General features: G+C 72.9%; 13 protein-coding genes. 7 read left to right on the top strand and 6 right to left on the bottom strand.

What is annotated here, in order from left to right:
• Positions 1 to 29 precede the first annotated feature (29 nt).
• Positions 30 to 803 (top strand): hypothetical protein, encoded by a 774-nt coding sequence (locus ACZ6JY_RS18705; RefSeq protein ID WP_469197092.1) that lies wholly within the window; start codon positions 30 to 32, stop codon positions 801 to 803.
• A gap of 176 nt (positions 804 to 979) precedes the next feature.
• Here the strand turns inward: ACZ6JY_RS18705 and ACZ6JY_RS18710 are convergent, their stop codons facing one another.
• Together ACZ6JY_RS18710 and ACZ6JY_RS18715 are read right to left on the bottom strand one after the other, a co-directional pair.
• Positions 980 to 3,211 carry a helix-hairpin-helix domain-containing protein gene (locus tag ACZ6JY_RS18710; RefSeq protein WP_469197093.1) on the bottom strand — a complete coding sequence of 744 codons (2,232 nt, stop codon included), beginning with the start codon at positions 3,209 to 3,211 and terminating at the stop codon, positions 980 to 982.
• Positions 3,208 to 4,188 (bottom strand): aldo/keto reductase, encoded by a 981-nt coding sequence (locus ACZ6JY_RS18715; RefSeq protein ID WP_469197094.1) that lies wholly within the window; start codon positions 4,186 to 4,188, stop codon positions 3,208 to 3,210. Before ACZ6JY_RS18715 ends, ACZ6JY_RS18710 begins: the two co-directional genes overlap by 4 nt.
• A 198-nt stretch (positions 4,189 to 4,386) precedes the next feature.
• Between ACZ6JY_RS18715 and ACZ6JY_RS18720 the strand changes: the two genes are divergently transcribed.
• Both ACZ6JY_RS18720 and ACZ6JY_RS18725 read left to right on the top strand, forming a co-directional pair.
• Positions 4,387 to 5,442, top strand: coding sequence for an LLM class F420-dependent oxidoreductase (locus ACZ6JY_RS18720; protein ID WP_469197344.1), 1,056 nt, complete (start codon positions 4,387 to 4,389; stop codon positions 5,440 to 5,442).
• Between the two features lie 277 nt (positions 5,443 to 5,719).
• Entirely contained in the window at positions 5,720 to 6,508 is a 789-nt protein-coding gene (locus ACZ6JY_RS18725) for a ferritin-like domain-containing protein (protein ID WP_469197095.1), read from the top strand.
• On the opposite strand, the gene corA is transcribed toward ACZ6JY_RS18725, so the two are convergent.
• Positions 6,486 to 7,484 (bottom strand): magnesium/cobalt transporter CorA, encoded by a 999-nt coding sequence (gene corA, locus ACZ6JY_RS18730; protein ID WP_469197096.1) that lies wholly within the window; start codon positions 7,482 to 7,484, stop codon positions 6,486 to 6,488. The two genes, ACZ6JY_RS18725 and corA, sit on opposite strands and share 23 nt — an antisense overlap.
• A 152-nt stretch (positions 7,485 to 7,636) precedes the next feature.
• On the opposite strand from corA, the gene ACZ6JY_RS18735 reads away from it, so the two are divergent.
• From ACZ6JY_RS18735 to mshC, 4 genes are all read left to right on the top strand, one after another.
• Positions 7,637 to 8,323 carry a histidine phosphatase family protein gene (locus ACZ6JY_RS18735; protein WP_469197097.1) on the top strand — a complete coding sequence of 229 codons (687 nt, stop codon included), beginning with the start codon at positions 7,637 to 7,639 and terminating at the stop codon, positions 8,321 to 8,323.
• Positions 8,324 to 8,436: 113 nt separating this feature from the next.
• On the top strand, positions 8,437 to 9,027 hold the full coding sequence (locus ACZ6JY_RS18740) for a DUF3090 domain-containing protein (protein WP_469197098.1): 591 nt from the start codon (positions 8,437 to 8,439) through the stop codon (positions 9,025 to 9,027).
• Complete coding sequence (locus ACZ6JY_RS18745) at positions 8,991 to 9,812, top strand: SCO1664 family protein (protein WP_469197099.1); 822 nt, start codon at positions 8,991 to 8,993, stop codon at positions 9,810 to 9,812. Before ACZ6JY_RS18740 ends, ACZ6JY_RS18745 begins: the two co-directional genes overlap by 37 nt.
• 168 nt (positions 9,813 to 9,980) lie before the next feature.
• Complete coding sequence (gene mshC / locus ACZ6JY_RS18750; RefSeq protein WP_469197100.1) at positions 9,981 to 11,210, top strand: cysteine--1-D-myo-inosityl 2-amino-2-deoxy-alpha-D-glucopyranoside ligase; 1,230 nt, start codon at positions 9,981 to 9,983, stop codon at positions 11,208 to 11,210.
• 66 nt (positions 11,211 to 11,276) lie between these two features.
• On the opposite strand, the gene ACZ6JY_RS18755 is transcribed toward mshC, so the two are convergent.
• From ACZ6JY_RS18755 to ACZ6JY_RS18765, 3 genes are all read right to left on the bottom strand, one after another.
• On the bottom strand, positions 11,277 to 12,332 hold the full coding sequence (locus ACZ6JY_RS18755; protein WP_469197101.1) for a PAC2 family protein: 1,056 nt from the start codon (positions 12,330 to 12,332) through the stop codon (positions 11,277 to 11,279).
• Between the two features lie 129 nt (positions 12,333 to 12,461).
• Complete coding sequence (locus ACZ6JY_RS18760) at positions 12,462 to 13,133, bottom strand: FadR/GntR family transcriptional regulator (RefSeq protein ID WP_469197102.1); 672 nt, start codon at positions 13,131 to 13,133, stop codon at positions 12,462 to 12,464.
• 92 nt (positions 13,134 to 13,225) lie between these two features.
• On the bottom strand, positions 13,226 to 13,984 hold the full coding sequence (locus ACZ6JY_RS18765) for a ferredoxin reductase (protein ID WP_469197345.1): 759 nt from the start codon (positions 13,982 to 13,984) through the stop codon (positions 13,226 to 13,228).
• Position 13,985: the final 1 nt, after the last annotated feature.

Genomic DNA, 13,985 nt, shown 5'->3' on the forward strand with positions numbered 1-13,985 from the left:
ACGGGCCCGGTACGGATAGCGTCTGCACTATGTCTGATGCTGCGCAGCCCACCGCTGCCGAGGTACGTGCCGCCGCCGAGGCGGTCAAGACCGCGCTCGACCGCCACCTGGCCGCGGTCGAACGCAGGTCGGGCGAGGACGATCCGGCCGTGTACGAAGCGTTCAACGCGCTCGCCGCGGCGGCCGAGGAGTACGACGAACTCCTCTACGACCGCCATGACGAGGTCACCCCCTTCGAGATCCCCGCCGCGGAGGACGCGCTGCCGCCCTACCGCGGCCCGGAGGAGGCCAACGCGCTCAGCGTGCTCATCCGCCGCGACTACGCCGTGGCGGAACCCCAGCGGCTGCTCGCCCAGGCCCAGCGGGTCGCCGACCTCGACGCGGGCGGGCCGGGCGGCAGCGGTCCCGCCGACACCGTGCACGGGGCGCTCGGTGTCCTCTTCGGGGAGTTCGAACCGGACGAGATCGCCTCGCGGCACAAGGAGTTCGGCCTTGAGGAGGGCGACTCCACCCTCTGGGTGACCGCGGCGGACGTTGCCGCCGAGCCGGGGGAGTGGCTGAGCGCCCCCTTCGACGAGGCCGATCCGCACCGGGTGGTCTGCCGCTTCGACGTCAGCGCGGTCTTCGACGACGAGCTGGACGACGACGCCCTCGACGGCCCCGACGCGGACGTCGACATCGACGCGGACCTGGCGGTGCCGCTCGACGAGGTCGACGAGATCGACGAGACGGACGGCCGAGGCCCCCGGGACGGTGCCGAGGGGCCCGGCGAGGGCTCCCGGGCGCGCGGGGCCGGCCTCTGACGACCCGGCACAGGACCAGGCCGTAGCCGGGCCGACGAAGCGCGCCGCTCCTTCGAGGAACGGCGCGCTTTCGTACGCCTGCGGGCGCCTGCGTACGTCTGCGGGCGGCGGCTTTCGTGCGCTAGCCGACGGCGGCTTTCGTGCGCTCGCCCGTGGCCGAGGTGGGCTTCCCCGGCTCAGGACGCCGCTTGCGGCACCTGTGGGCGCAGCAAGGTCTGGAGGCGGGTCGTGCGGTCCTTCCCGAGGCGTTCCGCCACCGCTCGCGGCAGTGCCTGCTCGACGCCCTGTACGACCGACAGGTGCCGTTCCGCGCGGCTGAACGCCGTGTAGACCCACGGTCGCGTCAGTGACTGCGCCGCGTCGCCCGGCAGCACCACGACCACCGCGGGCCAGCGCAGCCCCACGGCCTGGTGAGCCGTGAGCGCCCAGGCGTGCCGCACCTCGCGGTCCACCCGCTCCTTGGGTACGAGGACGGGGGCGCCGTCGCACTCCAGGTGCAGTCCCTCCGCGTCGGCCCGCACCACCCGGCCCGGCGTCGCACGTCCGGCCGCCGGGATGTGGGCGACCCTGTCCCCGGGGTCGAAGCCGCCGAAGCGGCCGGGGCCGGGGTTCAGCCGCTCCTTCAGCGCGGCGTTGAGCGCACGCGTGCCCGCGGCGCCGCCGTGCCCGGGGGTGATGACCTGGGTCTGCTCGGCGGGCACCCCGATCGCCCGGGGCACCGAGTCCGCGACGAGCTGCACGGTGCGGTGGATCGCCTCCGCGGCGTCGCGCACCGGGACGAGCACGACCTCCTTGCCCGGGGCCTCGACCTGGTGCAGCTCGCCGATGCCGATGCCCGAGGTCAGCTCACCGATGGGGCCGGGGTCAGGGGTGCGGGAGACGATCTGCGGGCAGCAGCGCGCGGAGACGAGGTCCGCGAAGACCTGCCCGGGACCCGCCGACCACAGCACCGCCGGGTCTCCGCAGAGCACCAGGCGGGCGCCGTCCGGCAGCGACTCCACGAGCATCGCCGCGCTCTCCACGTCCAGCTGCGGGGCGTCGAGGACCACCAGGAGGTCCAGGTCGAGGGCGCCGTCCGCGTCCCGCCCGGGGCCCTCCTCCCCGGAGAGGAGTCCGGCCACCGTCACGGCGGCGTCCTCCAGGCCAGTCGCCCCCGCCAGGCGGCGCCTGCCGTCGGTGCTGTGGGCGGCGGCGTACACCCGCAGGCCGAGCGCCGCGGCGGCGGTCACCAGGGCGGCCGGTTCGCCGCGCGAGGCCTCGCCGCCGGAGTGCAGCACGAGGCCGTGCCCGGCGACGGCACGGATCAGCTCGGCGGCGGAGCCCGACGCTCCGGCGGCGGCCGTCTCCCACGCGGCTGCGTCCGGCCCCGAGCCTTCCTCCTTCGGCAGGGAGTTGATCACTCGGGCGAGCCCGTCGGCGAGGCTCTCCTCCGCGAGGGCGCACCGCTCGAGGCCGATCAGGACGCGCACCGGACGCTCCTGCTCCGCATCCGCCTCGCCGTCCTCGGAGGCCCCGGCGTCCGAGCGCTGGACCGGCAACTCCGCCGTGTCCAGGGCGTCCTGGAAGGCCAGGGCGTCGCCCTCCGCGAGGGCGCTCTGCACCGCGGCGTCCGGGTCAGGCACCGCACGCTGCCCCAGCGCGGAGGTCAGCGCCGCGAGATCCAGCGCGGTGTGCCCCGCCACGGCCGCCTGCTCCAGGAGCCAGACGGTGACCGCACGGCCCCTGCGCTCGTCGTCGGGCCCGCACTCGGCGCCCAGCAGGGCCCTGGCGAACCCGTCGGCCTGCTCCGGCCGCACGCCCGTGATCCGCAGCAACTGCCACGGGTCCGCGCGCAGCCGCTCCTCGGCGCCCTCGCCGAGCACGGCTGCCGTCGGCCCGGCGAGCGCGTCCGGCGCGCCGCCCTCGGCGAGCACGGCACGCACCGCGTCGACGCTCTCTCCGGAGGGCGCCGCCGCTGACGGCCGCGGCGGGCGGACCGGCTCCGTGGCGGGGGCGGACGCGGGCCTGCGCGGGGCGGGCTCCGGCTCGCTGAAGGCGCTGACGACGGGCTTCTCGCCGCTCTCCACGGCGCGCACCGCCGCCAGCAGGTCGGCCGCGGTGCCGCTCAGCTTCGTCCCGGCCTCGATCGGTGCTTCCTTGGACGCCTTGCGCTGCTCGATCCGCTCCCGCAACTCCCGCTGCGCGGCGAGCTCGGCCTCGGCCTCGGACAGCTCGGCCTTCGCGGCCCCGCCCTCGGCCACCTCGCCGGCCGTCCCGTCAGTCCCATCGGCCGTCTCTTCGCCGGTGGCAGCCGTCTCCTCGCCGGTGGCGTCGCCCCCCGGAGGCGCGGTCTCCTCCGTGCCGGGCGGCTCCGCCTGCTCCGCGGCAGCGGCCCCGGGGTCCTCCGCGGCAGCGGGTTCCGTACTCACAGCGTGCTCCAGTCGTGATCGGGATAGCGGTGCACGGGCGCCGACACGTCGTCGAGCGCCTGGCAGATCTCGTCAGGAAGACTAAGGGTCTCCACTGACAACGCGGCCGTGAGCTGCTGCGCGTTGCGCGCGCCGACGATCGGTGCCGCCACTCCCGGGCGGTCCCGCACCCAGGCCAGGGCGACCTGGAGGGGGCTCGCGGCGAGCCCGTCGGCGGCCGTGGCCACCGCGTCGACGATGCGGGCCGACGCGTCGTCCAGGTACGGGGCGACGAACGGCGCCATGTGGTCGGAGCCGCCGCGCGAGTCGGCCGGGGTGGCGTGGCGGTACTTCCCGGTGAGCACGCCCCTGCCGAGCGGCGATGAGGGCATCAGGCCCACCCCCAGGTCGATGGCGGCGGGCAGCACCTCGCGCTCCACGCCGCGCTGGAGCAGGGAGTACTCCATCTGGGTGCCCGCGATGCGGGTGCGGGCGCCCGGCACCGCGAGCTGCCACGTCGCGGCCTTGGCGAGCTGCCAGCCGCAGAAGTTGGAGACGCCCGCGTACCGCGCGCGTCCGCTGCTGACCGCGATGTCGAGCGCCTGCAAGGTCTCGTCGATCGGCGTCCCCGGGTCGAAGGCGTGGAGCTGCCAGAGATCCACGTGGTCCGTGCCGAGGCGGGCGAGCGAGGCGTCGAGGGCGGCGAGCAGATGGCCGCGCGAGCCGTCGAAGCGGCGCTCGGGGTCGGGCACGCTGCCCGCCTTGGTCGCGATGACCAGGTCACGCCGGGGCACGAGCCGCTCGATCAGCCGCCCGAGGAGATACTCGGCCTCGCCGTCGCCGTACACGTCCGCGGTGTCGACCAGCGTGCCGCCCGCCTCCCAGAACACCTTGAGAAGGTCGGCGGCGTCGCTCTCCTCGGTGTGCCCCCAGGTGAGGGTGCCGAGTCCGATCCGGGACACGCGAAGGCCGGTCCGGCCGAGATGCCTCTGCTCCATGGGCGCTGAGATTACTCATCGGGCCCCGCCCGCGGGCGCCCCTGTGGACAAACCAGCGATTGTGGACAACCCCGCCACCCGGCCCCGCCCCGGCCTCGCCCCAGCCGCGCCCGCCACCCCTGACGAATCCTCCGCCCGCGCGCTAAAGTCCGCGGCACAGGGACGTTACTCATGAGTACAGCGGTTAGGGGATCGGCCATGCAGCTCGGGATCAACCTCGGTTACTGGGGCGGCGGGATGGACGCGGACAATCTCGCGGTCGCCAGGGAGGCCGACAAGCTCGGCTACGCGGTCTGCTGGGCCGCCGAGGCCTACGGCTCGGACGCCGCGACGGTGCTCTCCTGGGTCGCGGCGCAGACGGAGCGCATCGACATCGGGTCCGCCATCTTCCAGATCCCGGCCCGCCAGCCCGCGATGACCGCGATGACGGCGGCCACCCTCGACTCGCTCTCCGGCGGCCGCTTCCGCCTGGGCCTCGGCGTCTCCGGACCGCAGGTCTCCGAGGGCTGGTACGGCGTGAAGTTCGACAAGCCGCTGGCACGCACGCGTGAGTACGTCGAGATCGTCCGCAAGGCCATGACCCGTGAGCGCCTCTCCTACGAGGGCGAGCACTGGACGCTCCCGCTGCCCGGCGGCCCCGGCAAGCCCATCAAGCTGACCGTCCACCCCGAGCGCGAGCAGATCCCGCTGTACATCGCCGCGATCGGCCCGAAGAACCTGGAGCAGACCGGCGAGATCGCCGACGGCGCCCTGCTGATCTTCCCGGCCGCCGAGCACCTGGAGGAGACCGCGCTGCGGCATCTGCGGGCCGGGCGCGAGAAGGCGGGCAGGACCATGGAGGGCTTCGACGTCGTCCCGACGCTGCCGCTCGCCCTCGGCGAGGACTCGCGGGTCGGTGCCCTGGCGGACATGTTCCGGCCGTACACCGCGCTGTACGTCGGCGGCATGGGCAGCCGCAAGCAGAATTTCTACAACCAGCTCGCGCAGCGCATGGGGTACGAGAAGGAGGCCGCCGAGATCCAGGACAAGTACCTGGCGGGCGACAAGGAGGGGGCCGCGGCCGCCGTCCCCCAGCAGCTCATCGACTCGACGACGCTGCTCGGCTCGGTGGACCGGATCGCCGACCGGATGCGGGCCTACGCCGACGCCGGTGTCACCACGCTCACGCTGTCCCCGGCGGGCTTCACGCTGGACGAGCGGATCGCCGCGCTGCGGGCCGGCACGGAGGCCGCCGAGCGGGCAGGACTGGCGTGACCGGGGACAAGAGGTTCGCCGGACCGGCGTAACCGAGAAGAAGAGGATTTCCGCGGCCGTGGTGGGGGCTCGGGGGGTCTTCCCCGCCACGGCCGTCACCCGGAACAACGCTTCACGCGGCCCGCGGTTACGGCCGGGCCGCGGGCCGCCACCGGCCCCACATTCGGCAGACCCGCCCCGCGCCACCTGTTGCCCGGCCGCGATTCCCGCACTTGACTGTTTCTTTGCGGAGGTTCACGCGCAGGGGCATGGCATGGAGGGCATGGAGGTGCCAGTGATGCTTTCGGCCAGGAGTGTCTTCGAGGAGATCCTCGCCGACGACGAGTCGTTCCGGCTCTTCTGTTCGATCGCCGCCAGCGGTGAGGCCCAGGGCGGCTGGGAGAACGGCCGGATCGCCGCGCTCGTCCCCGAGACCGAGGGCGCCCTCGCGCCCAAGATCAGCCGGCACGGCGCCGACGAGGACAAGCACGGCAGGATCTTCCGCGCGCTGCTGAAGAAGCGCGGCCTGAGCCCCGTCGACGTACCCCCGGAGACGGACTACACGATGCTCCTGGAGAAGCACGGCATCGGCCTCGCGCACGAGAAGCTGAAGGGCGAGGAGCCGCTCTCGGTGCCGGACGTCGTCACGTATCTCGCGCACAGCAGGGTCACCGAACAGCGCGCCTCCGAACAGATGCGGCTGCTGCTCAAGCACTTCGCCGGCCACCCGGACATCGGCCGCGCGGTCCGCATGATCTCGGCCGACGAGGACAACCACCTCGCCTACTGCCACGAGGAGTTGCTGCGCCTCGCCGCCGCCGGGCACGGCCGTACGATCCACCGGGCCCTGCGCGAGTGCGCACGCGTCGAGATCCGCGTCTACCGCGACGTGAGCCTCGCCGTGATGGACCACATGGGGCGCATCCTCGGCTGGCCCGCCGCCAAGCGGAAGACGCTCGCCGCGGGCATCCACGCCGTGTACGCGTACGAGCGCGTCGCCGGCCGGCGGCGGATGGTCTCCCTGACCCCGCCGGAGCGGCGTGACGCCCTGGGCGGCCCCGCGGTCACAGCCACCCCCGCCGTTTGAACATGCGGTAGAGGACCACTTCGAGGACGACCATCACGGCGATCACGGCCGGATAGGTCCAAGTCCAGTGCAGTTCGGGCATGTGGTCGAAGTTCATGCCGTAGATGCCGGCGATCATCGTGGGGACCGCGGCCATGGCCGCCCACGCCGAGATCTTCCGCATGTCGTCGTTCTGCCGCACGCTCATCTGCGCCAGGTGCGCGGACAGGATGTCCGACACCAGCCGGTCGAGCCCCTCCACGGACTCGTTGACGCGCGTCAGGTGGTCGTTGACGTCCCGGAAGAAGGGCTGCGCCGTCTCGTCCACGAACGGCACCGAAGGGCCGAACGGGCCCGCTCCGGAGAGCCGCGCCACGGGCAGCGCCAGGGGCCCGGTGGCCCTGCGGAACTCCAGGATCTGCCGCTTGAAGTTGTAGATCCTGGACGCCGTGTTGCGCGAGCCCCCGTCGTCCGGCGAGAAGACCTCCGCCTCCAGGATCTCCAGGTCGGCCTGGAGCTCGTCGGCGACCTCCAGGTAGTGGTCGACGGAGGCGTCGGCGATCGAGTACAGGACCGACGTCGGGCCGTGCCTGAGCACCTCCGGCTCGGCCTCCAGGCGGTGGCGTACGACGCCGAGCGGGGCGCCCTCGCCGTGGCGGACGGTCACCACGAACGAGTCGCCCACGAAGAGCATGACCTCGCCGGAGGAGACGGTGTCGCTGTCCGGTTCGTAGACGACCGGCTTGAGCACCATGAACAGCGAGTCGTCGTACACCTCCAGCTTGGGCCGCTGGTGGGCCTTGAGCGCGTCCTCCACGGCCAGCGGATGCAGCCGGAACTCCTCGCTGACCTTGTCGAACTCCGCCTCCGTCGGCTCGTGCAGGCCGACCCAGACGAACGCGTCACCCGCGGCGCGCGCCTCGTCGAGGGCGTCGGAGAAGTCACGGGGGCCCTCGCTCCGACGGCCTTCGCGGTAGATGGCACAGTCGACGATCATGCAGTGCAGTCTTCCCGGCCACCCCGGACCTTGCACTCCCCGGAAGCACACGGGGGGTTCCGCGTACACGGGTTCACCGCACACGGAGGTTCCGCGCCACGGGGTTCACCCGCGAACGGGGAGGGTTTGACGGCAGGATCTAGGCTGTCCGTATGCCCACGCTGATCCTCGTCCGGCACGGACGTTCCACCGCCAACACCGCGGGCCTGCTCGCCGGGTGGACCCCCGGCGTGGCCCTCGACGAGCGCGGCGCCGCGCAGGCCGCCGCGCTGCCGGACCGGCTCGCCCCCGTGCCCGTCGCCGAGGTCGTCACGAGCCCCCTGCAGCGCTGCCAGGAGACCGTCGCGCCGCTGCTCGCCGCCCGCCCCGGCCTGAGGGCGCACAGCGAGGACCGCATCGGCGAGTGCCACTACGGCGACTGGTCGGGCCGCAAGCTCGCCGAACTGGCCGGAGAGCCGCTGATGGAGGTCGTCCAGCAGCACCCCTCGGCCGCCGCGTTCCCCGGCGGCGAGTCCATGCGGGCCATGCAGACCCGGGCGGCGGAGGCGGTGCGCGAGTGGAACGCGCGCGTGGAGCGCGATCACGGCGAGGACGCCACGTATCTGATGTGCTCGCACGGGGACGTCATCAAGTCCCTTGTCGCGGACGCCATCGGGCTCCACCTGGACCTGTTCCAGCGCATCTCCGTGGAGCCCTGTTCCGTCACCGTCATCCGCTACACGCGGCTGCGCCCGTTCCTCGTGCGCCTCGGGGACACCGGTGACTTCGCGTCGCTCGCGCCCCGGCAGGAGCCGCCCGGAAGCGACGCGACAGTCGGAGGCGGTGCGGGCGCACCGTGATCGTCGCCCGCAGTAGGGTGAAGCGGTTGCGGCAGGTCCCCTGACCCGTCCAGCGGTCGCGCCGAACCCGTCGCGGCACCCGTACCCCGCAGTCGATCCAATGGAGACAGGTCGTGTCCCGTCAGGTGTTCCTCTACGACCCCCCGGAGCGTTTCGTCGCGGGAACGGTCGGGCTGCCGGGACGGCGCACGTTCTTCCTGCAAGCCTCCGCGGGCGTCAGGGTGACGAGCGTCGCCCTGGAGAAGACCCAGGTCGCCGCGCTCGCCGAGCGCATGGAGGAACTCCTCGACGAGGTCGTGCGCCGCAGCGGCGGCAACGCCGCCGTGCCGGCCGTCACGCCCACCGAGGTCGCCGACAGCGCCCCGCTCGACTCCCCCGTCGAGGAGGAGTTCCGCGTCGGCACCATGGCCCTCGCCTGGGACGGCGAGCAGGAGCGGATGATCGTCGAGGCGCAGGCGCTCGTCGAGCTCGACGCCGACTCCGAGGACGATCTCGCGGAAGCCGAGGAAAGGCTTCTGCAGGACGAGGAGAACGGCCCGCCGATGCTCCGCGTCCGGCTCACCGGGGCGCAGGCCCGCGCCTTCGCCAAGCGGGCCCTCGACGTCGTGAACGCGGGCCGCCCGCCGTGCCCGCTCTGCAGCCTCCCGCTCGACCCGGAAGGACACGTATGCCCGCGCCAGAACGGATACCGGCGGGGCGCGTGAGCACCGACCCCGTCGCGCTCCTCACCCACGGGGAGCTCACCGTGCGCGGGCAGATCCGCGAGGCCTCGAACGCGGTGCTGTACTGCACGGTCGCCCACGAGGGCGAGGAAGCCGTCTGCGTCTACAAGCCGGTCGCGGGGGAGCAGCCCCTGTGGGACTTCCCCGACGGCACGCTCGCACAGCGCGAGGTCGCGGCGTACGAGGTGTCGCGGGCCACCGGCTGGGACCTCGTACCGCCCACCGTGCTGCGGGACGGGCCCTACGGAGAGGGCATGTGCCAGCTCTGGATCGAGGACTCCGGGGACGACGGACTGCTCGCCCTGGTCGACGCCGACGAGCCGGAGGACGGCTGGAAGGCGATCGGCCGCGCCCAGGTGGACGAGGACCGCACCGCGCTGCTCGTGCACGCCGACGACGCGAGGCTGCGGCGGCTCGCGGTGCTCGACGCCGTGATCAACAACGGTGACCGCAAGGGCGGCCACCTCCTCACCGTCGACGGCCGCCTCTACGGCATCGACCACGGCGTAACCTTCAACGCCGACGACAAGCTGCGGACGCTGCTCTGGGGATGGGCGGGCGAGCCCCTGACCGACGAGGCCACCGAGGTCCTGCGGGTGCTGCGGGACGCGCTCAAGGAGGGCGCCGCCCTCGCCGAGCGGCTCTCCGGGCTCATCACCGCGGCGGAGACCGACGCGCTCCGCGCGCGGGTGGCCACCCTGCTGGAATCCGGGCGCCACCCGAAGCCGTCGGGGGAGTGGCCCGCGATTCCCTGGCCGCCCGTATAAGGCCATACAGGCCATCGGCGCGGCGTGTGTACCCCGGCCGCGGACACCCTCGTACGGCGAAGCACACACCGGCCGGGAGCGCCGTCCGGCAGGGGCTCTTCTCGGCCGAGTGCTCTATTCCTTGATCCCCACTCGTATACGGACGCTCCGTCCGGTTACGCTCAAGGCATGCATGCCTGGCCCGCTTCTGAGGTCCCCGCCCTTCCTGGCAAGGGCCGCGACCTCCGGATCCACGACACCGCGACCGGTGGACTCGTCACCCTTGACCCCGGTCCCGTCGCCCGTATCTACGTCTGCGGCATCACTCCGTACGACGCGACCCACATGGGTCACGCGGCGACCTACAACGCGTTCGACCTCGTGCAGCGCGTGTGGCTCGACACCAAGCGGCAGGTTCACTACGTCCAGAATGTGACCGACGTGGACGACCCGCTCCTGGAACGCGCCAAACGCGACGGAAAGGACTGGGTCGAGCTCGCCGAGGGCGAGACCGCTCTGTTCCGTGAGGACATGACCGCGCTGCGGCTGCTGCCGCCGCAGCACTACATCGGAGCCGTCGAGGCGATACCCGGCATCGTGCCGCTCGTCGAACGGCTCAGGGACATGGGAGCCGCCTACGAGCTGGAGGGCGACGTCTACTTCTCCGTGGAGTCCGACAGCCACTTCGGGGAGGTGTCCGGGCTCGACGCCGCCGCCATGAAGCTGCTCTCCGCCGAGCGCGGCGGCGACCCCGAGCGCCCCGGCAAGAAGAACCCGCTCGACCCGATGCTCTGGATGGCGGCCCGCGAGGGCGAGCCCGACTGGGACGGCGGCAGCCTCGGCCGCGGGCGCCCCGGCTGGCACATCGAGTGCGTCGCCATCGCCCTGGACCACCTGGGCATGGGCTTCGACGTGCAGGGCGGCGGATCGGACCTCGCCTTCCCGCACCACGAGATGGGCGCCTCGCACGCGCAGGCCCTGACCGGCGAGTACCCCTTCGCCAAGGCGTACGTACACGCCGGCATGGTCGCCCTTGACGGCGCCAAGATGTCCAAGTCCAAGGGCAACCTCGTCTTCGTTTCGGCGCTGCGGCGCTCCGGGGTCGACCCGGCCGCCATCCGCCTCGCCCTTCTCGCGCACCACTACCGCGCGGACTGGGAGTGGACGGACGGGGTCCTCGAAGAGGCCGTCGAGCGGCTCGGCCGCTGGCGGGCGGCGGTGTCCCGTCCCGACGGGCCGCCTGCCGAGGAAGTCGTCGAGGAGATGCGGGCCGCTCTCGCGGACGACCTGGACGCGCCCGCGGCGCTGGCCGCCGTCGACCGCTGGGCGGCCGCCCAGGCCGCCTCGGGCGGTACGGACGAGGGTGCCCCCGGGGTGGTCTCCCGGGCCGTCGACGCGCTGCTCGGCGTGGCTCTGTAGCCGTACCTGCCAACCCTTGAACGGGCCGCTCCGGAAGTCCGGAGCGGCCCGTTCCGTACCGCGCCCTCAGTCGTCCGAGGAATCGGACGGCGAATCAGGTGGGGACTCGGGCGTCGAGTCGGGCGCACCCGAAGAGTCCTCGCCGTCGCTCTCGCCCTCGGCGTCCGGCTCGGGCCGCTGCGTGGGCTTGGGCTTCGGCGGACGCGTGCGGTCGCTCGGGGCATCGCGCAGATACGCGGCGCCCTCGCCCTCCGTCGCGTGCGTGCCGCTCTGGCCGGGCCCGCCGTCGCGGCGCCGCAGATAGCGCTCGAACTCACGGGCGATGGCCTCGCCCGACGCCTCCGGGAGCTCGGCGGTGTCCCGCGCCTCCTCCAGGGACTGCACGTACTCCGCGACCTCGCTGTCCTCGGCCGCGAGCTGGTCCACACCGAGCTGCCAGGCGCGCGCGTCCTCGGCCAGCTCGCCCAGCGGGATGCGCAGGCCGATCAGGTCCTCGAGGCGGTTGAGCAGCGCGAGCGTGGCCTTCGGGTTCGGCGGCTGCGAGACGTAGTGCGGGACGGCGGCCCAGAGGCTGACGGCCGGGACGCCCGCGTGCGTGCACGCCTCCTGGAGGATGCCGACGATGCCCGTGGGGCCTTCGTACTTCGTCTCCTCCAGGTCCATGGTGCGCGCCAGGTCAGCGTCGGACGTCACGCCGCTGACCGGGACGGGCCGGGTGTGCGGGGTGTCGCCGAGCAGCGCACCCATGATCACCACCAGCTCCACGCCCAGTTCGTGCGCGAAGCCGAGGATCTCGTTGCAGAACGACCGCCAGCGCATCGACGGTTCGATGCCGCGGACCAGGACGAGGTCACGCGGCTTCTCGCCGCCCACGCGGACCACGGAGAGCCGGGTCGTCGGCCACGTGATCTTGCGCACCCCGTCGTCCAGCCAGACGGTCGGGCGGTTGACCTGGAAGTCGTAGTAGTCCTCGGCGTCCAGCGCCGCGAACACCTCGCCCTTCCACTCCTTGTCGAGATGCGCGACCGCGGTGGAGGCGGCGTCGCCGGCGTCGTTCCAGCCCTCGAACGCGGCCACCATGACCGGGTCGACCAGCTCGGGAACCCCCTCGAGCTCGATCACCCAGGCCTCCTTCCGACGTTCCCTTGCGTACGCCCCAACCTTACGGCGTCGGCAGGGGCCCCACGCAGCCCCCTCGGGTGGGGGAGTGCGTGATCACTGCCCACGCCCGGCGCCGGGAAACGGCCGGTGTCACAGCGTGGAGCGCAGCCACTGCTCGACGCTCGCGATGTGTACCGTCGCCCATGACCTGGCCGCCTCCGCGTCGCGGTCGCGCAGCGCCGTGAGGATCGCGCGGTGCTCGTGCAGCGTGCGGCTGACGGCGTCCTCCTGGGTCAGGCCGCGCCAGACGCGGGCCCGCGTGGTCGGCCCGGAAAGACCGTCGAGCAGGGAGCACAGGACGGAGTTCCCCGAGGTCTTGACGATGCCGTGGTGGAACTCCAGGTCGCAGGCGACCAGTTCTTCCACGGAGGGCGCGCTCCCCAGGGCGTCCAACTGGCCGCTCAGCACGTCCAGTTCCGCCTCGGTGATGTGCGCGCAGGCCATCGCGGTGGCCGCGGGTTCGAGGATGCGGCGCACCGCGAGGAACTCCAGGACCGTGTCGTCGCGGTGGAAGTCCACGACGAAGCTCAGGGCCTCCAGGAGGAGTTGCGGGTCGAGGCTGGTCACGTACGTGCCGTCGCCCTGGCGCACGTCGAGGATGCGGATCAGCGAGAGCGCGCGGACCGCCTCGCGCAGGGAGTTGCGCGACAGGCCGAGGTCCGCGGCGAGTTCGCTCTCCTTGGGCAGCCGGTCCCCGGGGCGCAGCGCACCCGAGACGATCATTCCCTTGATCTTCTCGATGGCCTCGTCGGTGACAGCCATGGGGACCTCGCCTCAACAGTGAAAAAGGGCCGGATGATACATCCGATGTATCAGGCGATTATGGCCCGCTCGACCGCCGAAGCGCACCGGAGTCAGCCGAAGCGCTCGATCCTGATCCGGTCCACCGGCTGGCCGCCCTGCACAAGCAGCCGCGACGCGTGCTCCGCGAAGCCGTTCGAGCCGCAGACGTACGCCTCCCAGCCGCCCTCGGGCTGTCCCGCCCCCAGGAACGGCGCCAGATGCGCCGCGGTCAGACGCCCCTCGGTGCGGGTCAGGACGACGGTGGTCTCATCGCCGTACTCGTCCGCGTAGATCAGGTCCTCGCGCGTGCGCGCCGAAACGATCAGGCGCAGCGGCAGGGCGAGCCCCGCGCGGCGGTGGTGGCGCACCATCGACATCAGCGGCACGACCCCGGAGCCGGCCCCGAGCAGCAGCGCGGGCCGGTCGCCGGGCCAGGCGAAGAAACCGGACAGCGGACCGCGCACCTCCACGGTGTCGCCGACCCGGGCCACCTCGTGCAGATGCCCCGACACCTCGCCGTCGATCACATGGTCGAGGGTCAGCTCGATCTCGCCGCTGTCGTCCGGCGCGGAGGCGATGGAGTAGTGCCGCTGGGCGACGTAGCCGTCCGCCGCCGTGAGCCGCAGCATCAGGTGCTGCCCCGGCAGGTGCCCCTCCCACTCGGGCACCTTGAGCCGGAACGTCGACGCGCCCGGGGTCTCCCTGCGGACCCCCGTGATCAGCGCCCGCTGCCACAGGCTGCCGGCACGCTCGCTCACGGCGATCCGGCCGGGCACGGCGAACCGCGTCGGCGGCACGAAGCCGCCCTCGTGGAATTCGGAGTACGGGATG

It is taken from the genome of Streptomyces sp. NPDC046335, assembly GCF_055587985.1.

Coding starts and splice junctions, on each gene's coding strand:
- ACZ6JY_RS18705 (WP_469197092.1), top strand. CDS start 30: ATGTCTGATGCTGCGCAGCCCACCGCTGCCGAGGTACGTGCCGCCGCC.
- mshC (WP_469197100.1), top strand. CDS start 9,981: ATGCATGCCTGGCCCGCTTCTGAGGTCCCCGCCCTTCCTGGCAAGGGC.
- ACZ6JY_RS18760 (WP_469197102.1), bottom strand. CDS start 13,133: ATGGCTGTCACCGACGAGGCCATCGAGAAGATCAAGGGAATGATCGTC.
- ACZ6JY_RS18720 (WP_469197344.1), top strand. CDS start 4,387: ATGCAGCTCGGGATCAACCTCGGTTACTGGGGCGGCGGGATGGACGCG.
- ACZ6JY_RS18745 (WP_469197099.1), top strand. CDS start 8,991: ATGCCCGCGCCAGAACGGATACCGGCGGGGCGCGTGAGCACCGACCCC.
- corA (WP_469197096.1), bottom strand. CDS start 7,484: ATGATCGTCGACTGTGCCATCTACCGCGAAGGCCGTCGGAGCGAGGGC.
- ACZ6JY_RS18735 (WP_469197097.1), top strand. CDS start 7,637: ATGCCCACGCTGATCCTCGTCCGGCACGGACGTTCCACCGCCAACACC.
- ACZ6JY_RS18725 (WP_469197095.1), top strand. CDS start 5,720: ATGCTTTCGGCCAGGAGTGTCTTCGAGGAGATCCTCGCCGACGACGAG.
- ACZ6JY_RS18715 (WP_469197094.1), bottom strand. CDS start 4,188: ATGGAGCAGAGGCATCTCGGCCGGACCGGCCTTCGCGTGTCCCGGATC.